Source organism: Lentihominibacter hominis (assembly GCF_014385065.1).
Classification (GTDB): domain Bacteria; phylum Bacillota; class Clostridia; order Peptostreptococcales; family Anaerovoracaceae; genus Lentihominibacter; species Lentihominibacter hominis.
The window spans coordinates 1-23,536 of the sequence record NZ_JACRTA010000001.1 but is presented as its reverse complement, the minus strand read 5'-3'; the positions used below and the strand labels follow the sequence as shown (position 1 = coordinate 23,536).

Genomic DNA, 23,536 nt, shown 5'->3' with positions numbered 1-23,536 from the left:
AATGAGTGATTTTGATTTAAAAACATTAGATGATAAAATAGAGAAAAGTTTACACGTACTTAAAGAAGAAATGGGTACGGTAAGGGCAGGACGCGCTAATGCTGCGCTGGTGGATAAAGTTGTGGTGGAGTATTATGGAACTCCGACCCCGCTTAAGGCTTTGGCGAATATATCAGTGCCTGAACCAAGGACACTGATGATATCTCCTTTTGATCCAAAAAGCATTCCTGAGATTGAGAAGGCGATAAATGCCGCTAATGTAGGCATTAATCCCGCTAATGACGGTAAAGTTATCAGATTGCAGGTTCCTCAGGTAACGGAGGAAAGAAGAAAAGAGCTTACAAAAATTGTTAAGAAGCTGGGTGAAGACAGCAAGATTGCAGTAAGAAACTTGAGAAGAGATGCCAATGATAAGGTTAAGAAGATGGAAAAGGACGGAGAGTTTACAGAAGATGATGCTAAGAGTACTCTCGATGATATTCAGAAAACCATCGACAAAGCAGTTAAAGCTATTGACAAAATCGTAGTAGATAAAGAAAATGAAATAATGGAAGTTTAAACAGTATAAATTTATAACGAAATCGATAGATGTGACCGGAAGGTCACATCTATTTACGAAGTACAGGGTTTTAAATATGCTTGATAAAGAAAGAATGCCCCGGCATGTCGCCATTATAATGGATGGCAACGGAAGATGGGCAAAAGAAAGAGGATTGCCGCGCTTGGCAGGTCATAATGCCGGTATGAAGGCTATGAAAAAAATTGTGGATCATTCAGATAAACTCGGGATAAAATATCTTACCGTATATGCTTTTTCTACCGAAAACTGGAAGCGTTCTATTGCTGAGGTTTCCGGTATATTCAAATTGCTTGTGAAATATGTGGATAGTGATCTGAGAGAGCTTGTAAAAAATAATGTAAAGGTAAAAGTGCTGGGAGATTATACATCTTTGCCTAATGATGCGGTAAAGAGTTTGGAACGCACTTTGGAAGAAACAGAAAATAACACAGGTCTTCAGTTTAATATCGCTCTTAATTACGGAGGGAGAGATGAGATAAAAAATGCGGTAAAAGCTATAAGCGAGAAAGTCAGTGAAGACCTTCTTTCTCCTGATGACATAACTGATGACATTATATCTTCATATCTTTGGACCGGGAGTTTTTATGCAGGTGTGCCGGATCCCGAGCTGATAATAAGAACCAGCGGAGAACTGAGACTTTCTAATTTTCTGCTGTGGCAGAGTGCATATAGCGAGCTTGTTTTTCCCGATGTTCTTTGGCCCGACTTTACTCCGAAGGAATACGAGAAGGCCATTGCTGATTATCAGAGCAGGGAGAGAAGATTTGGAGGTAGATAACGTATGAAAACAAGAGTATTGTCGGGGCTAATCATGCTGCCATTGCTGATTATATTATATCTGGGAGGTTATGTTTTGTTCGGTGCCTGTCTGATTATAGGTATAATGGGTGTAAAAGAGTTTTTTAACGGCTTTAAAGCTATAGATATCAAACCTAATTTTGCTGTAGCTTGTATTTCAGCTGTAGGGCTTTATGCAGTAAATTTTTTCACAGATGGCCAAAAGGAATGGTATATGCTGTGGTTCTTCGGTATTGTGCTTTTAAGTCTTCTGTATCTGTTCAATATAGAACATAGAAAACTGGAAGATGCTATGGCTACTGTAACAGGCATTTTTTATGTTGTATTCTTTTCTTTTCATGTGACTTTAGTGGATCAGACAGATTATGCTCTTATGGTGTGGCTTATAGTAATTACAGCTTTTGGAACCGATATAATGGCTTATTTCAGCGGATATCTTTTGGGCAGACATAAGCTGTGTCCGAAAATAAGTCCTAAGAAGACTGTTGAAGGTTGTATAGGCGGCATTTTGGGAAGTGTTATCCTAAGCGGTCTGTTCGGATATTTTTTCATGCCTGAAGTTATAATACATTGTATCATCATAGGCGTCTTGGGTGGAATTGTTTCACAGTTTGGTGATTTGACTGCATCTATTTTCAAGAGGAAGATGGGAATAAAAGATTACGGGAATCTTATTCCCGGCCACGGAGGTATTTTGGACAGATTTGACAGTGTACTCTTTACAGGTCCGATGGTTTATTATTATATAGTGTTGGTTATGGAATATTTATTATAACAGTATTTGTGACAGGGCTGGGTTTTATGAAAAGAATTTCGATTTTGGGGAGTACGGGATCTATAGGGACTCAGGCATTAGATGTGATAGAGGAAAACAGCACTGAATTTTCGGTATCGGCTGTTTCCTGCTCAAAGAATATTGCGCTTCTCTGCCGTCAGATAGAGAAGTTCAGACCTCAGGCTGTATGTGTAGAGCGTGAAGAAGATGCTTTGTTGATATCTGAAAAGTACAGAAATACAGAAGTTTTTTACGGAGATAAAGGACTTAAAGAGATTGCTTCTATGGAAGACTGCGATATGGTGTTGAATTCTCTCATGGGCATGAGAGGTCTTGAACCTACTATGGCGGCTGTAGATGCCGGAAAGGATATCGCATTTGCCAATAAGGAGACTCTTGTGGTGGGCGGTGAGTTGGTGATGGCTGCCGTAAAACGAAAGGGTATTAAACTTCTTCCTGTGGATAGTGAGCATAGCGCAATTTTTCAGTGTCTTCAGGGTAGCGCTGCCAGCAATGTGAAAAGAATATTGCTGACAGCATCGGGAGGACCTTTCAGAGGATACAGCGCAGAGCAGCTTGAGAAAGTAACGATAGATCAAGCACTTGCTCATCCAAACTGGTCCATGGGAAAAAAGATAACAATAGATTCTGCAACTATGATGAATAAAGGACTTGAGATAATAGAGGCCAGATGGCTGTTTGATATTCCTGCAGAGAAAATACAGATAGTTGTTCATCCTCAGAGTATCCTTCACTCTGCAGTGGAATACAGAGACGGAAGCATAATCGGACAGATGGGCGTGCCGGATATGAGGGTGCCTATAGCTTATGCTCTTTCTTATCCTGAAAGACTGGAGATGGGATCATCTATGGAGAGTCTTGATCTTTTCAGTCTTAAAGAAGGAATGACGTTTTATCCTGCAGACAGAGACGTATTCAGAACCATAGATTTGGCATATGAAGCCTGTCGCTTGGGAGGAAGTTATCCCGTAGTGCTTAATGGAGCCAACGAAGTTCTTGTAGAAATGTTTTTAGCGGGAAGAATAAGGTTTATAGATATCCAGAATACTCTTATGAAAGTGATGGAAGAGCATAAGCCTGAATATAGATTGGATATGGAGGGAATATTGGAGCAGGATATGAGGATTAGAGAGAAAATGAGGAATATGATTTAATAGGAGGAAATCTATGACTATAATATATGCGATTTTAATATTTTGCGTACTCATATTTGTCCATGAGTTCGGTCATTTTATCGCAGCAAAAGCCTGTGGAGTAAAAGTAAATGAATTTTCCATAGGTATGGGACCTGCGTTTTTTAAAAAACAGAAGGGAGAGACTCTTTATTCATTGAGAATTTTCCCAATAGGAGGATTCTGCGCCATGGAAGGTGAAGATGAGGATTCCAATGATGAAAGGGCTTTCAACAGAAAACCCGCATGGCAGAGGGCTGTGGTTTTGGCGGCAGGAGCTTTTATGAATCTTCTTACCGCAGTAATCCTGATGATAATAATTGCCTTTTGGTCAGGTCAGGCAACAACAGTTGTAGATGAAGTTCTCGATGATTCTCCGGCATATGAGGCAGGGCTTCAGTCAGGCGATGAGATTGTAGCTGTAAATGACAGCCGCATAAATGATTGGAATGATATTCTTGCTGCAATAGGAGGAAGTAAGGCTGACTCTGTAGAGTTAACAGTGGAGAGAAACGGAAGAAATATTTCTGTGACATCGGCCATAGAGTACGACGAAGAAGCCGGTAGGTCGAAGGTAGGCATAAAGCCTGTAGTACGTCATAATATTATTGAATCCATAGGGACTGGTATAAAAAATACAGGCAATATGACGGTGATGATGTATGATATTATTAAAGAACTTATTACAGGAGGAGTCTCTGCCAAGGAACTGAGCGGTCCTGTCGGTATAGTATATGCTGTAAACGATACAGCTAAGGCCGGAATTATCTATGTGGTTTATTTGTCAGCTCTTTTGAGCCTGAATTTAGCTATCATGAATATGCTTCCGTTTCCAGCTCTTGACGGAGGACGGCTGCTGTTCCTGCTCATAAGGAAAATAACCGGAAAACGTGTTACCGACGAAATGGAAGGAAAAATACATTTTATAGGTATAGTTCTTCTCATGGCGCTGATGGTATACGTCACGTGGAATGATATAGTGAAGTTTATCGTTCCGCTGTTTTCATAAGGCGGGTCGGATATGAAAAAAAGTGTTTTTTGCGGTAACGTAGAGATAGGAGCAGGCAAACCTGTTTCCATTCAGTCAATGACCAATACCAGAACATCCGATGTAATGTCTACAGTCTGCCAGATAAAAAATCTCGAGTCTGCAGGATGTCAGATAGTAAGGTTAGCCGTTCCTGATGAAACGGCGGCAGAGGCTTTCGGAAAAATAAAACTCAGATCAAATGTGCCTCTTGTGGCAGATATACATTTTGATTACAAACTTGCTCTTAAGGCTATGGAGTACGGAGCAGATAAAATAAGGATCAACCCGGGAAATATCGGTTCTGAGGATGGGATCAGGCAAATAGTAGAAATGGCGAAGAAGAAGAGGATTCCTATCAGAGTAGGAGTGAACTCAGGTTCTCTGGAGAAAGATATTCTGGAAAAATATGGCAGCGTGACAGCAGAGGGATTAGCCGAAAGTGCGCTGAGAAATGTATCTGTTCTTGAGAAATATGATTTTGAAGATATAGTAATATCCCTGAAATCTTCTGATGTGAAGATGAATTTCGATGCATATAAAATTGTCAGCCGGCATTCAGTATATCCGCTGCATATCGGAGTGACGGAAGCAGGGACATTGAACAGAGGACGTATAAAATCAGCGGCAGGGATAGGTGCCTTGCTGCTTGAGGGTATAGGTGATACAATGAGAATTTCTCTTACTGCAGATCCTGTGGAAGAAGTGTTTTTTGCCAAAGAGCTTCTTTCGGCTATAGGCCTGCGGAAGGACAGAATAGAGATTATATCCTGTCCCACCTGCGGAAGGACAGAAGTGAATCTGCAGGCTATTGCAGATGAGATAGAGAAGAAAGTTGAAACTCTTCAGGACAAAGGTGCAAAACATCTTAAAATTGCTGTGATGGGATGTGCTGTCAATGGGCCCGGGGAAGCAAAAAGTGCAGATATAGGCGTGGCCTGCGGAAAGGGAAAGGGTGTTCTCTTTGCGGGGGGAAAGATCATAAAGACTGTAAAAGAAGAAGATATTGTAGTTGAGATAATCAAGATGGCGGAAGAATACATATGAGAGAGATACTGGAAAATTCTATTGATTTTTCTAAACTTGGGAGTTACAGAAAAGAAGATCTTACATTTGATATAAAAAAGGCTGTGATATCAAGAGAAACAGGAAGGCTTTCGCTTGATGCAGAGCTTAATTTTGTGTTGCCTTATGAATTTATAGACAGGTTCAAAAGGTCGCTGCAGGGGCGGCTTCCTGATGTTGAAGGAATAGATCTGAATATATCTTATGAAAATCTTATTCAGAGTATAGAGGAAGCCATGGGTTTTTACATAGGTCATATGATCGCTTTTGTCAATGGCAAATATGCTCATGTTACAAAGACTATATATACAGACAAATGGCAGTTTGAGGACGGAAAGTTGGTAATATATGCACTGGGTCAGTTGTCTGTGGATGTTCTCAATAAAGAAGTGTCGGATAAGTTTAGTATGCTTATAAAAAGGGATCTTAAAGAAGATATCACTGTAAGATTTGAAAATCACGTCCAAAAGTATAAAACCATAGGAAAACAGATGGAAGAAAAAGAGAAATCTGTTTATGAAGAACATCGGCAAAGAGCTGTAAAAGTGCAGACTCAGCGACGAGAGAACCCGGATTCATCAACAGATAGCGGAAGCGTCATACCATTTCCGTCGGGAGGGCAAGGCGGTAGCAAACCCTTTAAGGGAAGACGCAGAAAGGCTTATACTCCTGTCAAAGGAAATCTTATAATGGGAACGGCTATAACAGAGAAAGCTATGGCTATAAGAGATGTTACTTCCGAAAGCGGAACAGTTGTGATTGAAGGGGAAATGTTTAAGAAAGACTGTCGTACCACGAAAAATGACAGTAAGCTGGTAAGTCTTTACGTGACTGACAAGATCACAAGTATCTGTGTCAAAGCTTTTGTTCTCAATGAGAAATGGGATGATATAGATAATCATCTAAGTAAGGGAGACGGAATAAAGATACAGGGGATGGCTCAGTGGGATAGATTTGATAACTGTGTGACTATAATGGCTGACAGTATAGAGAAGGCAGAAAAGAAAGAGCGTATAGATACATATCCGGAAAAAAGAGTCGAGCTTCATGCTCATACTAAAATGAGTGCTATGGATGGGCTTAACGATATAAAACGTATGGTAAAAACTGCTGAAAAGTGGGGGCACAAAGCTGTGGCGATAACGGACCACGGAGTAGTGCAGGCATTTCCGGATGCGTCTCATGCAGCCAAGGATATTAAGATATTATATGGATGTGAAGGGTATCTTCTTGAAGACAGGGATCTTATAGATGAAAACGGCGTGATAAACTACAAAGGAAGGGGAACTAATCACGTAATAATCTTTGCCAGAAACAGAAAAGGTCTTAAAAATCTGTATAAGCTTGTATCTCTGTCTCATCTTGAATATTTTTACAAGAAACCTAGGATACCTAAGTCTATTCTTCAAAAGTACAGAGAAGGTCTTATAGTAGGTTCTGCATGTGAAGCGGGAGAACTTTACAGAGCTGTTCTGAATAATGAAAGTGATGAGGAAATCAAGAGGCTTGTTGATTTTTACGATTATTTGGAGATACAGCCGCTTATAAACAATAAGTTTCTTATAGAGCATGGAATGGTCAAAAGTGAGGAAGAACTCAGAGAAAATAATAAAAGGATTGTAGCATTAGGAAAGCAATATAATAAACCGGTAGTGGCAACCTGTGATACTCATTATTTTGATGAAGAAGAAGCTCTTTACAGAAGGATTCTTATGGCAGGACAGGGTTTCAAAGATGTGGAAGGAGATAAAGGGCTTTATTTCAGGACTACTCAGGAAATGATGGAGGAATTCATGTATCTGGGAGAGGAAACTGCATATGAAGTGGTTATAAAGAATACAAATCTGATTGCTGATATGATAGAACCAATGATGCCTGTGCCTGAAGGAAAGTTTCCTCCTAAGATAAAAGGGGCTGAGGAAGATCTTAGACGAGCATGTGAGGAACGTGCTGCCGATATGTATGGGTCGCCTCTTCCTCAAGAAATCAGAGAGCGTCTTGATAAAGAACTGAATTCCATCATAGATAATGGATATGCGGTTATGTACAGATCTGCCGAAATGCTGGTGAAAAAATCTCTGGAGGATGGTTATCTTGTAGGATCGAGAGGCTCTGTAGGATCTTCGTTTGCTGCTACAATGTCAGGAATAACCGAGGTAAATCCTTTGCCGCCTCATTATTTATGTCCTAACTGTAAAAATTTAGAATGGGGAGATAATGAGAAATACGACTGCGGTGTAGATATGCCTGATAAAGTATGCCCTGAATGCGGCGCACCTTACAGTAAAGAAGGGTTCACCATACCATTTGAGACTTTTCTGGGATTTGAAGCAAATAAGGAGCCTGATATAGACCTTAATTTCGCAGGAGAGTATCAGGGAACTGCGCAAAAATACGTAGAGGAGATATTTGGTGAGAAAAATGTGTTCAAAGCAGGCACTATCGGTACTATAAAGGATAAGACTGCATATGGATATGTTGCTAAATATTTTGATGAGCGAAATATAAATGTGAATAAATTTGAGATGGACAGACTAACTTCATGCTGCGAAGGAGTTAGAAAGACCTCAGGACAGCATCCCGGGGGGATAATCATAGTTCCGGAGGGGCATGAGATATACGAATTCTGCCCCGTGCAGCATCCTGCCAATGATGTCAAATCGGATATAGTTACAACTCATTTTGATTATCATTCCATAGATCAGAATCTTCTTAAACTTGATATACTGGGACACGATGCTCCTTCCATGATAAGGCAGCTTCAGGATATGACAGGAGTAGATCCTCTGAAGGTACCTATCAAAGATGATAAAGTCATGACTATATTCAACGGAATAGAAGGTCTGGACATAAAGAATCCTGACTATAAATTCACTCATGGAAGTTACGGAATACCTGAATTCGGTACTAAATTTGTCAGGCAGATGCTGGACGATACCAAGCCAGATGCTTTTGCGGATCTTGTCCGTATATCAGGATTTTCCCATGGTACCGATGTATGGCTCGGAAACGCTCAGGAACTTATAACAAGCGGTACAGCTACAATGAAGGATGCGATTTCAACTAGGGATGACATCATGAACTACCTCAGATTAAAAGGCGTTCCCAATAAAGATGCTTTTACCATCATGGAGAAGGTACGTAAAGGTAAAGGACTGACTTTGGAACAGGAAGAACTGATGAAAGAAAATGATGTTCCTCAGTGGTATATAGAATCCTGTAAAAAGATACAGTATATGTTCCCGAGAGCCCATGCGGTGGCATATGTTATGATGTCCAACAGAATAGCTTATTATAAAGTGTATCATCCTGTCGAATTTTATGCTGTGTACTTCACAACAAAGGTAGCCTATTTTGATGAAAAGGTTATATTAAAGGGGATAGATTCTATTGAGAACAGAATGGAGGAGATAATAAGAAAAGGACAGGATGCTTCAAAAAAAGAAGAGGACGAGCTTCCTGTGCTGGAAGTGGCGTATGAGATGTGTTCGAGAGGATATGAGTTTTCTCCGGCAAGATTAGGAATCTCTGACAGTCTTCGCTTTCTTTCTCATGAAGGAAAAGTTCTTCTTCCTTTTGTGGCTATAACAGGTGTCGGTGAAGGGGCGGCTGTAATATTTGAGGAAGAATATAGGAAAAGACCTTACGAGACTGTAGAAGATGTAAGTGACAGAGGAAAGATAAATAAGACGGCGCTGGACGAGCTTCGTCAGCATGGTGTTTTGGAAGGACTTCCGGAAACTGCTCAGATAAGCCTGTTTGGATAGGATGTGGTGAAAAGCCTGCCTGTATCGGTTAAGAAATTACTGATATAGACAGGCTTGTGTTTTCTGAAAAGAATAGCAGCGATTAATTTTATTGTATTAGGTATTCTGCTGTCTGTGAATTACTGGAGAAATATAGTATGATTTATACATAGTATATATAATCTTTTTTTCTCGGAGCGGCTGTAGGTTCACAGCCATCTGTATATCCCAGTACGCAGTGTCCTATACCTTCATAATTACCTTTAATGCCGAGTTCTCTGAGGATTTTTTTTCCTTCTTCTGATTCGAACTCTTCTTTTGCTCTGTGTATCCAGCAGCTTCCGATGCCTTCGCTGTGGGCGGCTAACATCAGGTTACCGATGACTAAACTCCCGTCATAAATATATGTGCTGCGTGTTTTATCAGCAAGAACTACTAAAACTACAGGAGCGCCGTAAAAGGGGTCTATATCTGTCCCCATAATTTTCGCATTCATCTTTGAGAGTCTGTCTCTCAATGTTTTATCTGTAACTGCTATAATTATGCAGGGCTGGCTTCCTTTTCCCGAGGCAGCGTAAGTTCCGGCCTCACAGATTTTTTTAACAGTTTCCTGCGGTATCATATCGGGCTTATATTTTCGTATGCTTCGTCTTGTTTCTATTGATTTGATTATTTCGTTCATTTTTACCTCCTTATTTTGACAGAACTTATGTCTTTATTATAGTACAGCAGTATGTATTATTTTAGTATATTTTGAAGAAATTGCTGTTTTTCGTACAAGTATTGGTACTGTGACATGTATTTTTTGCGATTTACTGCTTTAGTGTGATATAATAAACTAATAATTATTAACTGTATAAGAGGAGTTATTATGTATATTCGCAAATATGAACGCAATGACTGCAGAGAGATTCTTTCTCTGTTTTACGATACTGTACATACTGTAAATTCCGGAGATTATACCCGCAAACAGCTTTTTGCATGGGCTACAGGAAAGGAAAATCCAGAGGAGTGGGATGAGTCGCTGATGAAAAATTACAGTTTTGTAGCTGTTGAAGATGGTGCTATAGTAGGTTTTGGAGATATTGATGAAGGTGGGTACTTGAACAGATTGTTTGTGCATAAGGATCATCAGAGAGAAGGCGTGGCGTCAGCCATTTGCGATGCGTTGGAACAGGCCGTGCAAAATAGTAGGATAGAGGTACACGCCTCTGTCACGTCAAGACCTTTTTTTGAAAAGCGCGGATATAAAATCATAAAGAAGCAGGAAGTAAAGCGCGGCAAAACAGCTTTGACAAATTATATAATGGAAAAGCAGGGAGTTGTTTCAAACAGAGAATTCATAAAGGAAAGTATAGAAGGCAGAGAGATTAAGGAGGCTCTGCACCGTTATACAGGAAAGGAGATGGTTCGTCTTCACGGTAATCCGCCATATATGACTGTTTTAGTTCACGGCGGTCCGGGAGATATAGGATCGCTTGAAAATGTTGCTGACTGTTTGGCTGGGATATTGCCCGGTTCAGGTGTTTTAGAGGCTTTACAATCTAAATATTCAATAAATGAATTAGTGGAAGAACTGTATCAGCAGATAAAAAACAATTGCTCTGGGAAAGTCTGCATAATCGGCCATTCATGGGGTGCATGGCTGTCTGCGTTATTGGCGTCGGAATATCCTGAGATTGTAAAAAGACTGATTCTTATAGGATGCCCTCCTCTCGAAGATGAATATGTGAGCCAAATAAATAAGAGAAGATGCAAGAAAATGTCTGATGGTGAAAGGGATTTGTTTGAAAAATTGTTTGAAGGCAAAATATCCTCAGAGGAAATGGGTTTGATTTCGGATATACTTAAAAAAACTGATAATTACTGCTTGCGGGACGACTGCTATTATAAAAGTGACAGAACAGACAGCAAAATGTATAATGCTGTTTTTAGGCAAGCCTGTCGTATCAGAAGTCGCGGAGGGTTTTTGAAGGCTTTTGGAAAGATAAAATGTGATATATATCTGGTACATGGCCGGCAAGACCCTCATCCCGAAAAGGGGGTAGCAGAGCCTCTAAGGAAATCAGGGATTTGTTTTGAATCTTATATTCTGGATAAATGCGGACACAGTCCTTTTTTAGAAAAATTTGCCCGTCAGGAATTTTATGATATACTGTTATGGATAATATCAGGAAAGAAAGGCGGCTGATAAGGAGGGTTATATCTATGGCATCATGGATTTTTATGTTATGCAACGCTGTGCTAATTCCATTGATAATGATTTGTTTTGGACGATACTTCATGAAAAGGCCTCCGAAAAAAATTAATGCTTTGTTCGGATATAGGACAGCAATGTCCATGAAAAACGATGATACATGGGAATTTGCGCATAAATACTGCGGCAGATTATGGTGGATTGTCGGATGGATATTACTGTTCGTTTCAGTTATAGTTTTTCTGATCATATGGGGAAAAGAAGACAGCGTTGTTGATAAGACAGGGATTGCTGCTTTGGCTGTACAGGTAGCTGCTTTGGCAGGTACTATAATACCTACAGAAACAGCTTTGAAACGTAATTTTGATAAATATGGAAACAGACGTTAATAAATAGAAAGTAAGGAGAATATAAAAATGTCACTGGAAAGAGCAAAAGCTTATTTGAAAAGATTTGGACTTGATAATGAAGTTATGGAGTTTGATGCCTCATCGGCAACAGTGCGGGAAGCTGCCGAGGCTATAGACTGTAAAGAAGAAGAAATTGCCAAGTCTTTGTCATTTTTGGTAGATGGCGGTCCTGTTTTGATAGTTGCAGCCGGTGACCGTAAAATAGATAATAAGAAATTCAAGGCTGAGTTTTCCGCAAAAGCAAAAATGATACCATTTGATATGGTTGAGGAGTTAACGGGGCATGCCGTTGGAGGAGTCTGCCCTTTTGGCGTAAATGAAGATGTTGCCGTTTACCTTGATATTTCCCTTAAAGGTATAGAGACTGTTTATCCTGCATGCGGAAGCTCCAACAGTGCCATAAGATTGACAGTAGATAAGCTTGAAAAAATAACGAATAGCAAGAAGTGGGTAGATGTTTGTCGTATTATTAAGTAGAGAAAAAGCGTACTGTAAAGCAGGAAAACACAAAAATGCTGATATTTGAATTATGTATCAAATAGTCCTTGAAAATTCAATGCTTATATGGTAATATATTATTGATATAACTAATGGATTTAGTAAGAGTGGGTGAAACGCCCACTCTTTACTTTTGTAAACAGGCAGAAATCAGCCTGTCATATTATCAAAAGCGAAAGAGAGTGTTTTATGGCAAAGAAAAAAATCACCGATACAGTAGAAGAACTGCTGGACGGGTTTTTATCTGACGAAGGGTATGAGCTTTATCATTGCGAATTCATAAAAGAAGGAAGAGATTGGTTCCTCAGGGTTTATATTGATAAATTTCCGAAGGATGGATATGTTAGTACTGAAGATTGTGAGAAGGTCAGCAGGTTTTTAAGCGAAAAACTTGATGAAGGAGATCTGATAGAGCAGAATTATTATTTAGAAGTATCTTCTCCCGGTATGGATAGACCGCTTATAAAAACAGATCACTATGAGAGGTATGTGGGAGAAGAGATAGAGATAAAGCTTTATAAAGGAAAGAATGGAACAAAGAGCATACAAGGTGTTCTCGGGGGTATAGACGGTGATGTGATAACAGTTACAGATCACGATGGAAAAGAGTGCAAACTCCGGCTATCTGAGATCGCCAAGGCAAATCTGGCTGTTGTTTTTTAATATAGGAGGATATGAGAGAAAATGAATAAAGAATTTATAAATGCTATAGATGATTTAGTAAAAGAGAAAGGGATTTCAAAAGATGTCCTTATCGAGGCTATAGAATCTGCTCTGGTTTCAGCATATAAGAAGAATTACGGTACATCTCAGAATGTCAGAGTGAATATCGACAGAGAAGAGGGGGATGTCGATGTTCTCATGAGGCGTGATGTTGTGGAAGAAGTGGAGGACGAGTTTACCGAAATTTCTCTGCAAGAGGCGCTTGAAATAGATCCGAGATATCAGGTGGGAGACGTTGTTGAATATCAGGTAACTCCTAAGGATTTTGGAAGAATAGCAGCTCAGACGGCTAAACAGGTTGTAGTTCAGAGAATAAGAGAAGCTGAAAGAGGTATGATATTTGATAATTATATCAGCAGGCAAGGGGACCTAATAACAGGAGTAGTTCAGAGAATAAGTAATGATACGATATTTGTAAATATGGGCAATACCGAAGGTATACTTGTGTCCGGCGAAAGAGCGACAGGAGAACGATACAGAGTCAATGACAGAATAAAAGCCTATATTATGGATGTGAGAAAGAGTACAAAGGGTCCTCAGATATTCCTTTCCAGAACTCACCCTGGTTTTGTGGAAAAGCTTTTTGAACTGGAAGTGCCTGAGATAGAAGATGGTACTGTAGTAATAAAAAGTATTGCCAGAGAGGCAGGTTCAAGGACAAAGATCGCAGTATATACAGAAGATGAAAATGTTGATCCTGTAGGAGCATGCGTGGGAACGGGAGGCTGCCGAGTAAAAAATATTGTAGATGAGTTATTTGGAGAAAAGATAGATATAACTACATGGGATGATGATCCAAGAATATTGATAAAAAATGTTCTCAGCCCTGCTAAAGTAGAGGAAGTTTTAGTGGATGAAGATGAAAAATCGGCTACTGTCGTAGTTCCTGATTATCAGCTTTCATTGGCTATTGGAAAGTCCGGACAGAACGTACGTCTGGCAGCAAGACTTTGCGGTTGGAAGATAGATATAAAGAGCCATACTCAGTATTTTGGCGATGGGTCAGAAGAAATCTCCGGTGATTTTCAGGAAGATTATGAAGATGACGGCATAGAGTATGTAGGAGAAGATGTTGAATATGCAGAAGATAAAAATATCGACAGCGATCAAAATGAGATGGACACAGATGCTGCCGATGAAGATAGGGGAGATGAAATTGAAAAATAAAAAGACCCCTATGAGAAGATGTGTCGGATGCATGGAGTCAAAGCCTAAAAAAGACTTAGTAAGGATAGCTTTTTATGAAGGACAGATAAATATAGATCCTGTGGGAAAAGCCAAGGGAAGAGGTGTGTATTTGTGTCCGGATATAGAATGTATGGAGAAAGCGAAAAGAAAACGTGCTCTTCAGCGAAGCTTTGAGACGGATATATCTGAAGAACAGATGGCGAATATATTCAAGGAGCTTGAGGAGTATGCGAAGTAAAATAAATAGTTATCTGGGATTTGCTAAAAAATCAGGAAATCTGATGTCAGGGATAAATACTTGTATTTTCGGAATATCCAAAGGAAAGGTAAAACTTGTGATACTGGCAGAAGATATCTCGGAGAACAGCGAAAAAAAGATAATGAAGGAAATAAGAAAACACGGTGTTAGATATGTTAAGTATGGAAGAGGCGACGACCTCTCTCATGCTGTGGGAACATCAGGAAGAAGCGTATTCGCCGTGTGTGATGATAATTTTATGAAAGTTATTTTGGATGAGATAAACAGGGAATCAGAATAAAGGAGGAAGTGCGTATGAAAATAAAGGAGTTGGCATCTGAATTGAGTCTGACCGGTAAGGAAGTACTTGAGAAGGCCAAATCTATGGGAATAGCAGTGTCAGACGTAAATGATGATATGTCGGAAATAGACACTACAGCAGTTAGAAATACTATCACGAAAAGTGGAGCTCATACTGAGACTAAAGTAGTGAGAGTGAGAACTAAAAAATCTGAAAATGACAAAAAAGACGGTGAACCTAAAGTGACTGTGAAAGCTGCCAAAATCAAGTTGCCGGAAGTAAAGAAGTCAGCAAAAACAACTGCAAAATCCTCCAATAAAACAACTGCAGCAAAACCGCCGATGGGAAAACCTATCGTATCAAAAGAAGTTGAAGGCAGAATGAAACCGCCTGAAGGAAAACCAGTAGTATCTAAGGATGCGTTTGAAGAAAGAACTTCAGGAAATATTGCAGATAAAGCTGCTGAAAAGAAATCAGAAGATAAAAAGGTATTTGAAGAAAAAAATTCTGAGATTTCAAAGATGAAACCGGTTTCGGAAACTGCCTCTGTGAGTAAACAGGAAGCAAAGAAACCTGAGATTAAGAAAGCAGAAACAAAGAGATCTGAACCTCCGAGAAGACAGACAAGACTTAAGGTGATTAAGAAAGCAGAGGATGTCAGAAGAGAAGAAGCGGAGGCTGCAGCTAAACGTGAAGCAGAGCGAAAGGAAGCAAAGAAGCGTGAAGCTGAGAAGAAGGCTGCTCAAAAAACAGAGGACAGAAGAAAACGTACTGATAGAAAGCCTGGAGATAAGAAAACGTTTGAGAGAAAAGGCGGTAAACCTCAGGATAGAAGAAACGACAGACCGGACCGTCAGGACAGAGCTCCTCAGCAGAGAGGAGCATCGAAAAAAGATGATGGAGTTGAAGTTTTGGCAGCAAAACCAGGCGCTCTCAGTTCAAAAAAGAAGAACAAAGACAGAGATAAAGAGCATGATAAATTTTCTAAGTTAGAGAGAGGCGGCAATGTGAGAAAATCGCTGAAGTCTCAGCCTCGATCTCTGGAAAAACAGGTGAGAAACAAAAAACACAATAAACCTAAACCAGCTCCCGAACCTGAGGTGGAAGTTGTAGAACTTCCTGTGGGAACAGTAATGATAAATGTTCCTATTACGGTTGCAGGATTTGCGGAACAGACTAAAACCACGGCTTCGCAGATAATAATGACTCTTATGAAGATGGGAGTGATGGCAAATATAAATCAGAATCTGGATGAAGATACTGTAGTTCTTTTAGCTGAAGAAATGGGAATTCAGGTGGCCATAGGAAAAGTTAAAGAAGAAGTAGAAGAAGAAGGGATAGAAAGCTTCGAAGATAAGGAAGAAGATCTGAAGCCAAGAGCTCCGATCATTACCGTAATGGGTCATGTAGATCATGGTAAAACCTCACTTCTGGACGCTATCAGAAAGACAAATGTAACAGCACAGGAATCAGGTGGCATTACTCAGCATATAGGTGCTTCGGAAGTTGAGATAAACGGACAGAAAATTGTGTTCTTGGATACTCCGGGACACGAAGCTTTTACGGCAATGAGAGCGAGAGGCGCACATGCTACAGATATCGCTGTACTGGTAGTTGCGGCTGATGACAGCGTTAAACCTCAGACACTCGAATCTATAAGTCATGCCAAAGCTGCGGGCGTTCCTATGATAGTAGCTATAAATAAAATAGATAAACCGGGAGCAAATCCTGACGTAGTTAAATCCGATCTGGCTAATAACGGTGTTCTTGTAGAAGACTGGGGAGGAGACGTAATAAGCGTGCCTGTATCGGCCAAGACAGGAGAAGGTATCGTAAATCTTCTTGAAATGATATTGCTGCAGTCAGAAGTTTTGGAACTTAAAGCTAATCCTAACAGACTGGCATTGGGAACTGTTTTGGAAGCGCGTCTTGATAAGGCGAAAGGTCCCGTGGCAAGCCTTCTGGTACTCAATGGTACTCTGAAAGCCGGAATGAGTATTGTTGCCGGAACATGTTCGGGTAAGATCAGGCGTATGACAAATCATAAGGGTGAGACATTAAGACAGGCAGGACCGGCCACTGCAGTGGAAGTGCTGGGGCTTACAGAAGTACCTCATGCAGGAGATGTGTTCAATGCGGTTAAAGATGACAGACTGGCAAGGGAAATAGCTGAAAACAGACAGCTCAAGCTCAGAGAAGAGGTGCTCGCCAGAAATTCAAGTACTACATTGGAAGAATTGTTCAGCCAGATACAGGAAGGTGAAGTGAAAGAACTTAACCTTATTATAAAAGGAGACGTTCAGGGTTCTGTAGGAGCGATAGTGTCATCACTGGAAAAGCTCTCTAATGATAAAGTAAGAGTTAAGATTGTTCATACAGGCGTCGGTACTGTAAATGAATCAGATATAATGTTGGCAGGTACATCAGGATCTATCATAATAGGATTCAATGTGAGACCAAGTACAGCTGTGAGTGCCATCGCTGAACGTGAAGGAATACAGATAAGAACTTACCGAGTTATCTATGATATCATAGATGATGTAGAAAATGCCATGAAGGGTATGCTGGATCCTGAATTTAAGGAAGTGATTTTGGGAACAGTAGAGATAAGGGATACTTTCAAAGTTCCCGGCGTTGGTATTGTAGGGGGAGCTTATGTTACAGACGGAAAAGTTGTTCGTAATGAGCAGATACGTCTTGTAAGAGACGGCATAGTTATCCACGAGGGTAAGATTTCATCTTTAAAACGATTTAAGGATGATGCAAGAGAGGTGGCTCAAGGGTACGAATGCGGTATAGGTATAGAAAATTATAATGATATCAAGGAAGGCGACGTAATAGAGTGCTTCACTATGGAAGAAATCGAAAGAAAGTAGGAAATTGATATGGGAAAAGGACATAGACAGGGAAGGCTGGGCGAGGAAATAAAAAAGATCGTAAGCGGAATGCTTTTAAAAGATCTTAAAGATCCGCGTCTGTCGGCAATGATAAGTATAACCGCAGTAGAAGTGACAAGTGACGGCAGCTACGCTACTGTATATCTGTCTGTCCTGGGAACAGATCCAAGCACGGAAACAGCAGCAGAGCAGCAGAGCGAAATTATTGAGGCTTTTAATAATGCCAAAGGCTTCATAAGAAGAGAGATAGGTCATCAGGTAAAGCTGCGGCATGTGCCGGAACTTGTATTTAAAATAGACAGGTCCATGGAATACGGAAGACATATATCTAAGATAATAGATGATCTGGATATAGATCATAGCAGTGATGATGGAGAAGAATAATTATGATAAGCAATACTTCACTGAATGAGATGGGAGCTATTCTTAGGGAAGCAGAAACTATATTGATATTCCCTCATGTGAGTCCTGATGGAGATGCAATAGGGTCATGCGCGGCACTCTGCCGCGCCATGAGGTCTGAAGGGAAAACAGCATGGATACTTCTTGATGAACCGGTTCCTAAATATTTAAGTTTTATGGATACGGAGTTTTGTACACAAGATAGGGGCATAATACAGAATCCTGATATATGTATCTGTATAGATTGCAGTGAAGACAGCCGTTTCCGTGAGAGAGCAGATAAATTTAACGAAGGCAGACTTAAACTGTGCATAGATCACCATATAACTTCCGGAAGCTTTGGAGATTATTATTATATAGACGGAGATGAAGCGGCAACAGCTCAGATAATCTACAAACTTCTCACAGAGATGAATATTGTGATAGACAAACTTATAGCAGAATCTCTTTATATAGGGATAAGTACTGATACCGGTAGTTTTCAACACTCTAATACAACATCAGAAACGCACCTCATAGCGGCGAAGCTGTTTGAGAGAGGAATAGATCATGTAAAGATAATAGTAAATCTTTACAATAATATGAGCTACAAGAGGATAAAACTTGAAAGTGAAATATTGAGCAATATGCAGCTGGCTGCCGGAGGAAAGGTGTCTGTTTCCTATGTGACACAGGATATGCTTAATCGGTATGATGCTGTTTTAGAAGATTGCGAAGGAATTGTAGACACATTGAAAAATATTGAAGGAGTAGAATTTGCTGCTTTTCTTAAGGAGAAGAACGGATCAGTGAAGGTCAGTATGCGAGCAAAATCTTACGGTAATGTAGATAAGATTGCCGTTAAATTCGGAGGAGGGGGGCATATTAAAGCTGCCGGATGCACACTTGATATACCGATGGAGAAAGCAGTTGATCTGATAAAACAAGAGTTGAGTAATTATTGGGAGAATTAGATGAAAGATGGTATACTGATTTTAAATAAACCTCAAAACTGGACTTCGCACGATTGTGTTGCTGTATGTCGCAGAGTCACAGGTGTGAAAAAGGTTGGCCATGGGGGTACTCTTGATCCCATGGCAGAAGGACTTCTTCCTATTTTCATTGGCAAAGCGACCAAGATCATGGAATATCTTGATCTTGATTATAAAACATACAGATGTACAGCGAAATTAGGGATTGTGACTGATACTCAGGATATCTGGGGAGAAGTTGTGGAGACAAGAAATACCGAAAATATAGAGATTTCGGACATACTTAAGAAAATAGAGCTGTTTCGGGGGCAGATAAGTCAGATACCTCCGAAATATTCTGCAGTAAGAGTTAACGGAAGAAGGCTTTATGAATATGCAAGGGATGGTCAGGATATAGAGGCAAAACCAAGGAATGTGCATATAAGTAAGCTGGATATTATAGATATAGATATTGACAAGAAAAATATAATGTTTGATGTGACATGCTCCAAAGGAACATACATAAGAAGTATATGCAGTGGTCTGGGAGAAGCCCTCGGCTGCGGAGGCGTTATGCAATCCCTGTACAGAACGTCAAGTGGTGTGTTTACATTGAAAGGAGCCACATCACCTGATGAACTTAAGGAGCTTGAGTGTTCTGATATAGAAAGTAGACTTCTGGAAATTGATTTTCCTCTTGTTCACTTAGGCAGAGCGGAAATGAGCCGGGATCGAGCAAGATATTTTTGCAGAGGAAACAGCATTAGATGGAAACAGGTAAAAGTGACTAAAGAACCGGAAAAGGACAATTACAAAAAGTATAACAGCAGAGGAAGAAGATACAGCAGCATATACCGTGTTTATGAAGCAGAAACAGGATGCTTTTTGGGGATAGGGTATTACAGTGAGAGAGAGAATGCTCTGAAAGCTGATAAGATATTTGCTGCGGTATGATTTGAGAGGCGATATTATATGAAAATTTTCAATTCACTGGAGGAAGTGAACGGTATACAACCTACCGTTGTAGCTTTAGGAAATTTTGATGGTGTTCATAAAGGACATCAGCAAATAATAGAGAGAACTGTCAGAAGCGCACAGGATATGGGACTCAAAAGTGCTGTGTTTACATTTTCCAATCATACAAGAACATTACTTAAGAATTTGCCTGCGGTAAAGAATATACTGTATGCAGAGGAAAAAGCCAAAATAATCGAAACTATGGGTATAGATTACATGTTTAATATACCATTTACAAATGATATATTAACTATGTCTCCGGAAGACTTTATAAAAGATATACTTGTGGATAAATTTAAGATAAGAGAAGCTTACTGTGGCTTTAATTACAGTTTCGGATATAAAGCAAAGGGAACTCCCGAAGTGCTGATGCATGAAGGTCTGAAGCATGGTTTTGGCATCCACGTACAGGAACCGTATAAGATAGATAATATCATAGTAAGCAGTACGTATATAAGAAATTTGATAGCTGAAGGCGATATGGAAAGATGTATGAAATTCATGGGCAGAATGTATTCCATAGGGGGGGAAGTAGTTGTGGGAAATAAGCTTGGAAGGACGATAGGTTTTCCTACATCAAACATAATGATAGATGAAACTATGGCAACTCCACCTAATGGTGTGTATATAACATATTGCACATATAATGGTGTAAAATATCCCAGTGTTACAAATGTTGGCGTAAAACCTACAGTAGGAATATATAATAAAAATATTGAGACTCATATATTTAATTTTGATAGAGAGCTTTATGGTAAGCAAATACGTGTAGAATTTATAAAGCGTACAAGAGAAGAACGTAAATTTTCGGGTATTGAAGAGTTAAGCAAACAAATTGAAAGCGATTGTATTATGGCTAAAGCTTATCACCGTGAGAAAGGTTCTTTATAAGTTGCTGCAAAAAAATACTGGAAATTTTAAAATAAAGTAATATAATATATTATGTAAGACGGGATGTGGCTCAGCTTGGTAGAGCGTTGCGTTCGGGACGCAAAGGCCGCAGGTTCGAATCCTGTCATCCCGACCAGTAAGAACGGCTGAATTTTATGATTCGGCCGTTCATTTATTATGTAAGATTTTCTTTTTTTGAGGGGGGGTAAAGATCATGATTAAAATAAGTGACAATAAAGAATCTGCCTTTAATACTATAGGTATTTGTGCCACCAAACTACTGTAAAAAAAGATAAGGCGTTATATTCTGAAAGAGAAATGTGAAGGAAATTATAATTTAAAGGAATGGTATTAAAGACTGCAGCAAATGTATGATCAATTAGTAGATTTGGCGAATAAAAATAAAATGTCAGAAAAATAATTTGAAAAAAATGCGCTTAAGCTATCCAAATTTTAAGCGCATTTTTTTTAACAACACGTTTTAAGCTGCCCAGCTTTTCATAAACGGAAGTCTTGAAAGTATACGGTTCCACACAAGTGGTATTAGCAGCAGATGGATAGGAAGCATAACCACACATTTCAATATTCTTGTGGGAAGCAACGCTATAAATCCATCGCCCATGAGTATAGACAGCCATACTGTATCAAGCAACAGATTGAGACCTAAAATTATGATCAGGCTGGCAGGCAGTACAGTCTTCCATGTGATCTCTTTACCGTGAAGAAATAATCCGAAAATTAATCCGGTAATAAAAGCTGTCAGGGTGAAACCGGGGAAGTAAGCTCCTGTAGGGAAGATCATCATTCCCAGAAGGTCGCCTACGGCATATCCGACAGCAGTCCACAATGGTCCGAACATTATACCCATCATGGCAACCGGAAGGAATCCGAAGCCTATTCTCAATATGGGTGTATTGATTGAACAGAATCTTGTCAGTATTACTTCCAGCGCGATAAGAAAAGCCATGATCACAAGTCTCATAGTATTAGACTTATTTTCCATTAAAAAAACTCCTTTCCTCAATAGTCGTAGAATTAACTACACTAAAGAGTATAGAAGTTTTCACTAAATTCCTTGGTGTAGTAGCGGACGCGATATTGCACCGCAGCAAAGCTTTCGTTCATAAGCAACATCCCATCTTATGACACTTTACGCACAATACCTACTCTACGCAAAAAAAAGTATAGCATATAACAGCATAATATACAATTAATTTTTAAAAGAGATTGCCCATATTAGGCATTTCGTTTTCATGCAGAAAATCGAAACGATATTGAAGAAATGCAGATTCGGCAGCAGCATTTCCCGCATCTTTAAGTTTTATATAATAGTATGCTTTAGAAACATAACTATCTACTTCGTTTACAGATTCGGTGTCTATAAAAAATGCAGAAAGCTTCTTATATCTGTCCCAATCCTTTGCAATAAAATCAAAACGTTTTTCAGCAGTTTCCCAGTCGTTAGATTCAATAGCAGGGAGAATTTCTTCACTGATGATTGATTTGTAATTATCGACAGTCTTCGCTGCGTATTTATCGTATATACCCCAGGGTATGATCAGTATAAGCATGCATATTATAGAAATAATAAGATCTCTCATATAATCACCTCCGAAGCTTTTTTCTGATTTTTCCCGGAAGTAAACACATGAAGCTTTGACTGACCATCACAAAATGCAAGAAAGACTTGGGTATAATCCGAAATTCCCAGTTTGATGAGCTCGTCTTTAAGTTGTTTGATACTCCAACCTGATTTTTCCACATTCTTACTGTAAATTATCCCGTCTGAAATAAAGACCACAGGCATTATCTGCTTTTTCTTTTCTATAGACATATCTTCAGGTGTTAAAGGTTGCTTATCACTCTTCGGTATTATAGAGAGATCTCCATTAGATTCCATTACAGCAAAATCCACATCTGATATAGAAGGCGAGCCGCCTATACGTAGCTGCTCCATAAGATCATTTATTGTAATCCTTAAGGCTTTCAGTTCTTTCCTGTTTATCTCTCCGTCTTCTATTAATACACTCGGTTTTCCGCTGAAAAAGTTTTTGAACTTCTCGCTTTTAAGAGAAAGAAAAGAAATAAGAACTTGCAGAAAGAGCAGTGTGAAGATGGCCGCCACACCTGTTATCATAGATACGTCCGGAGATTCTATCGGAATAGAAGCCAGTTCAGCTATCATAAATACAACTATGAGCTGAAAGGGAGACATCTTTGAAAGCTCAGCCTTTCCCATAATACGTATCACAAACAAAACTATCAAATATAATAGAACTGTTCTTATAAGAACTATAGTCAAAATATTCACCTCCTGATAAATATTAATTATTATTCGCAATTTAAATATTGTTATACTTATTAAAAAAGAAAATGTTACTTTAAAAAAGACTTTGAGGGACAAATTTAAATAAGAAATTGTCAATAGAAACAAGTAATTGCAAGGCTTTAAAAGAACCGTCGAAAAACGATGAAAAAAGTTGAATAAAATTGTTGACAAAACATTTAACATAAGATATACTAAACAAGCTGTCACGGCAGAGAGGAAAACAACGGAAAATAACGACGAAAAAAAGTTGGAAAAAGTTGTTGACAAAAGCGGTGACATGCGATATACTAAAAAAGCTCGCCAAGAGCGAG

At 39.4% G+C, this 23,536-nt stretch carries 23 protein-coding genes, 1 tRNA gene and 1 riboswitch; of the genes, 20 read left to right on the top strand and 4 right to left on the bottom strand.

The window, feature by feature from the left end; translation table 11 throughout:
* The first annotated feature begins 1 nt into the window (after position 1).
* The 7 genes from frr to H8692_RS00090 all read left to right on the top strand — a co-directional run bounded on the left by frr (position 2) and on the right by H8692_RS00090 (position 9,205).
* Positions 2 to 559: a ribosome recycling factor gene (gene frr, locus H8692_RS00120; protein WP_187524714.1), complete on the top strand. Its 558-nt coding sequence runs from the start codon at positions 2 to 4 to the stop codon at positions 557 to 559.
* Positions 560 to 635: 76 nt separating this feature from the next.
* Positions 636 to 1,358: an isoprenyl transferase gene (locus H8692_RS00115; RefSeq protein WP_177270607.1), complete on the top strand. Its 723-nt coding sequence runs from the start codon at positions 636 to 638 to the stop codon at positions 1,356 to 1,358.
* A 3-nt stretch (positions 1,359 to 1,361) separates the two neighbouring features.
* Positions 1,362 to 2,153, top strand: coding sequence for a phosphatidate cytidylyltransferase (locus H8692_RS00110; RefSeq protein WP_187524713.1), 792 nt, complete (start codon positions 1,362 to 1,364; stop codon positions 2,151 to 2,153).
* Positions 2,154 to 2,179: 26 nt separating this feature from the next.
* Positions 2,180 to 3,328, top strand: coding sequence for a 1-deoxy-D-xylulose-5-phosphate reductoisomerase (dxr, locus tag H8692_RS00105; protein ID WP_187524712.1), 1,149 nt, complete (start codon positions 2,180 to 2,182; stop codon positions 3,326 to 3,328).
* A gap of 13 nt (positions 3,329 to 3,341) precedes the next feature.
* On the top strand, positions 3,342 to 4,355 hold the full coding sequence (rseP, locus tag H8692_RS00100; protein WP_187524711.1) for an RIP metalloprotease RseP: 1,014 nt from the start codon (positions 3,342 to 3,344) through the stop codon (positions 4,353 to 4,355).
* A gap of 12 nt (positions 4,356 to 4,367) precedes the next feature.
* Positions 4,368 to 5,420: a flavodoxin-dependent (E)-4-hydroxy-3-methylbut-2-enyl-diphosphate synthase gene (gene ispG, locus H8692_RS00095; protein ID WP_187524710.1), complete on the top strand. Its 1,053-nt coding sequence runs from the start codon at positions 4,368 to 4,370 to the stop codon at positions 5,418 to 5,420.
* Entirely contained in the window at positions 5,417 to 9,205 is a 3,789-nt protein-coding gene (locus tag H8692_RS00090) for a PolC-type DNA polymerase III (RefSeq protein ID WP_187524709.1), read from the top strand. Before ispG ends, H8692_RS00090 begins: the two co-directional genes overlap by 4 nt.
* 142 nt (positions 9,206 to 9,347) lie before the next feature.
* On the opposite strand, the gene H8692_RS00085 is transcribed toward H8692_RS00090, so the two are convergent.
* Entirely contained in the window at positions 9,348 to 9,866 is a 519-nt protein-coding gene (locus H8692_RS00085; protein ID WP_177270595.1) for a nitroreductase, read from the bottom strand.
* A gap of 189 nt (positions 9,867 to 10,055) precedes the next feature.
* Between H8692_RS00085 and H8692_RS10905 the strand changes: the two genes are divergently transcribed.
* The 13 genes from H8692_RS10905 to H8692_RS00020 all read left to right on the top strand — a co-directional run bounded on the left by H8692_RS10905 (position 10,056) and on the right by H8692_RS00020 (position 21,032).
* A complete protein-coding gene (locus H8692_RS10905; RefSeq protein ID WP_177270593.1) occupies positions 10,056 to 11,375 on the top strand; it encodes a GNAT family N-acetyltransferase in 1,320 nt (439 codons plus the stop codon).
* Between the two features lie 17 nt (positions 11,376 to 11,392).
* Positions 11,393 to 11,770, top strand: coding sequence for an SdpI family protein (locus tag H8692_RS00075; protein ID WP_187524708.1), 378 nt, complete (start codon positions 11,393 to 11,395; stop codon positions 11,768 to 11,770).
* Between the two features lie 27 nt (positions 11,771 to 11,797).
* Complete coding sequence (locus H8692_RS00070; RefSeq protein WP_187524707.1) at positions 11,798 to 12,268, top strand: YbaK/EbsC family protein; 471 nt, start codon at positions 11,798 to 11,800, stop codon at positions 12,266 to 12,268.
* A gap of 210 nt (positions 12,269 to 12,478) precedes the next feature.
* The gene (locus H8692_RS00065; protein WP_187524706.1) at positions 12,479 to 12,952 is read left to right on the top strand and encodes a ribosome maturation factor RimP; all 474 of its coding nucleotides are present in this window, start codon (positions 12,479 to 12,481) and stop codon (positions 12,950 to 12,952) included.
* Between the two features lie 21 nt (positions 12,953 to 12,973).
* Positions 12,974 to 14,179 carry a transcription termination factor NusA gene (gene nusA / locus H8692_RS00060; protein ID WP_177270585.1) on the top strand — a complete coding sequence of 402 codons (1,206 nt, stop codon included), beginning with the start codon at positions 12,974 to 12,976 and terminating at the stop codon, positions 14,177 to 14,179.
* A complete protein-coding gene (rnpM, locus tag H8692_RS00055) occupies positions 14,169 to 14,438 on the top strand; it encodes an RNase P modulator RnpM (protein WP_177270583.1) in 270 nt (89 codons plus the stop codon). The genes nusA and rnpM overlap by 11 nt, the downstream gene beginning before the upstream one ends.
* Positions 14,428 to 14,739, top strand: a complete 312-nt coding sequence (locus H8692_RS00050; RefSeq protein WP_187524705.1) for a L7Ae/L30e/S12e/Gadd45 family ribosomal protein — start codon at positions 14,428 to 14,430, stop codon at positions 14,737 to 14,739. The genes rnpM and H8692_RS00050 overlap by 11 nt, the downstream gene beginning before the upstream one ends.
* Positions 14,740 to 14,753: 14 nt before the next feature.
* Entirely contained in the window at positions 14,754 to 17,615 is a 2,862-nt protein-coding gene (gene infB / locus H8692_RS00045; protein WP_187524704.1) for a translation initiation factor IF-2, read from the top strand.
* 9 nt (positions 17,616 to 17,624) lie between these two features.
* The gene (gene rbfA, locus H8692_RS00040) at positions 17,625 to 18,020 is read left to right on the top strand and encodes a 30S ribosome-binding factor RbfA (protein WP_177270577.1); all 396 of its coding nucleotides are present in this window, start codon (positions 17,625 to 17,627) and stop codon (positions 18,018 to 18,020) included.
* A 2-nt stretch (positions 18,021 to 18,022) separates the two neighbouring features.
* A complete protein-coding gene (locus tag H8692_RS00035) occupies positions 18,023 to 18,991 on the top strand; it encodes a DHH family phosphoesterase (protein ID WP_187524703.1) in 969 nt (322 codons plus the stop codon).
* Complete coding sequence (gene truB, locus H8692_RS00030) at positions 18,992 to 19,942, top strand: tRNA pseudouridine(55) synthase TruB (protein ID WP_187524702.1); 951 nt, start codon at positions 18,992 to 18,994, stop codon at positions 19,940 to 19,942.
* Between the two features lie 18 nt (positions 19,943 to 19,960).
* Positions 19,961 to 20,896, top strand: a complete 936-nt coding sequence (locus tag H8692_RS00025; RefSeq protein WP_187524701.1) for a bifunctional riboflavin kinase/FAD synthetase — start codon at positions 19,961 to 19,963, stop codon at positions 20,894 to 20,896.
* 59 nt (positions 20,897 to 20,955) lie between these two features.
* Positions 20,956 to 21,032 (top strand) — tRNA-Pro (locus H8692_RS00020).
* Positions 21,033 to 21,377: 345 nt separating this feature from the next.
* On the opposite strand, the gene H8692_RS00015 is transcribed toward H8692_RS00020, so the two are convergent.
* From H8692_RS00015 to H8692_RS00005, 3 genes are all read right to left on the bottom strand, one after another.
* Positions 21,378 to 21,899 (bottom strand): folate family ECF transporter S component, encoded by a 522-nt coding sequence (locus H8692_RS00015; RefSeq protein ID WP_177269186.1) that lies wholly within the window; start codon positions 21,897 to 21,899, stop codon positions 21,378 to 21,380.
* Between the two features lie 79 nt (positions 21,900 to 21,978).
* Positions 21,979 to 22,069, bottom strand: a riboswitch (THF riboswitch).
* Between the two features lie 44 nt (positions 22,070 to 22,113).
* Positions 22,114 to 22,497: a DUF4363 family protein gene (locus H8692_RS00010; protein ID WP_177269188.1), complete on the bottom strand. Its 384-nt coding sequence runs from the start codon at positions 22,495 to 22,497 to the stop codon at positions 22,114 to 22,116.
* Positions 22,494 to 23,198 carry a DUF421 domain-containing protein gene (locus H8692_RS00005; protein WP_177269190.1) on the bottom strand — a complete coding sequence of 235 codons (705 nt, stop codon included), beginning with the start codon at positions 23,196 to 23,198 and terminating at the stop codon, positions 22,494 to 22,496. Before H8692_RS00005 ends, H8692_RS00010 begins: the two co-directional genes overlap by 4 nt.
* Positions 23,199 to 23,536: the final 338 nt, after the last annotated feature.

Coding starts and splice junctions, on each gene's coding strand:
- H8692_RS00085 (WP_177270595.1), bottom strand. CDS start 9,866: ATGAACGAAATAATCAAATCAATAGAAACAAGACGAAGCATACGAAAA.
- infB (WP_187524704.1), top strand. CDS start 14,754: ATGAAAATAAAGGAGTTGGCATCTGAATTGAGTCTGACCGGTAAGGAA.
- H8692_RS00010 (WP_177269188.1), bottom strand. CDS start 22,497: ATGAGAGATCTTATTATTTCTATAATATGCATGCTTATACTGATCATA.
- dxr (WP_187524712.1), top strand. CDS start 2,180: ATGAAAAGAATTTCGATTTTGGGGAGTACGGGATCTATAGGGACTCAG.
- H8692_RS00070 (WP_187524707.1), top strand. CDS start 11,798: ATGTCACTGGAAAGAGCAAAAGCTTATTTGAAAAGATTTGGACTTGAT.
- H8692_RS00025 (WP_187524701.1), top strand. CDS start 19,961: ATGAAAATTTTCAATTCACTGGAGGAAGTGAACGGTATACAACCTACC.
- rbfA (WP_177270577.1), top strand. CDS start 17,625: ATGGGAAAAGGACATAGACAGGGAAGGCTGGGCGAGGAAATAAAAAAG.
- H8692_RS10905 (WP_177270593.1), top strand. CDS start 10,056: ATGTATATTCGCAAATATGAACGCAATGACTGCAGAGAGATTCTTTCT.
- H8692_RS00065 (WP_187524706.1), top strand. CDS start 12,479: ATGGCAAAGAAAAAAATCACCGATACAGTAGAAGAACTGCTGGACGGG.
- frr (WP_187524714.1), top strand. CDS start 2: ATGAGTGATTTTGATTTAAAAACATTAGATGATAAAATAGAGAAAAGT.
- H8692_RS00050 (WP_187524705.1), top strand. CDS start 14,428: ATGCGAAGTAAAATAAATAGTTATCTGGGATTTGCTAAAAAATCAGGA.
- H8692_RS00110 (WP_187524713.1), top strand. CDS start 1,362: ATGAAAACAAGAGTATTGTCGGGGCTAATCATGCTGCCATTGCTGATT.
- ispG (WP_187524710.1), top strand. CDS start 4,368: ATGAAAAAAAGTGTTTTTTGCGGTAACGTAGAGATAGGAGCAGGCAAA.
- H8692_RS00115 (WP_177270607.1), top strand. CDS start 636: ATGCTTGATAAAGAAAGAATGCCCCGGCATGTCGCCATTATAATGGAT.
- H8692_RS00090 (WP_187524709.1), top strand. CDS start 5,417: ATGAGAGAGATACTGGAAAATTCTATTGATTTTTCTAAACTTGGGAGT.
- nusA (WP_177270585.1), top strand. CDS start 12,974: ATGAATAAAGAATTTATAAATGCTATAGATGATTTAGTAAAAGAGAAA.
- H8692_RS00075 (WP_187524708.1), top strand. CDS start 11,393: ATGGCATCATGGATTTTTATGTTATGCAACGCTGTGCTAATTCCATTG.
- H8692_RS00035 (WP_187524703.1), top strand. CDS start 18,023: ATGATAAGCAATACTTCACTGAATGAGATGGGAGCTATTCTTAGGGAA.
- rseP (WP_187524711.1), top strand. CDS start 3,342: ATGACTATAATATATGCGATTTTAATATTTTGCGTACTCATATTTGTC.
- H8692_RS00015 (WP_177269186.1), bottom strand. CDS start 21,899: ATGGAAAATAAGTCTAATACTATGAGACTTGTGATCATGGCTTTTCTT.
- truB (WP_187524702.1), top strand. CDS start 18,992: ATGAAAGATGGTATACTGATTTTAAATAAACCTCAAAACTGGACTTCG.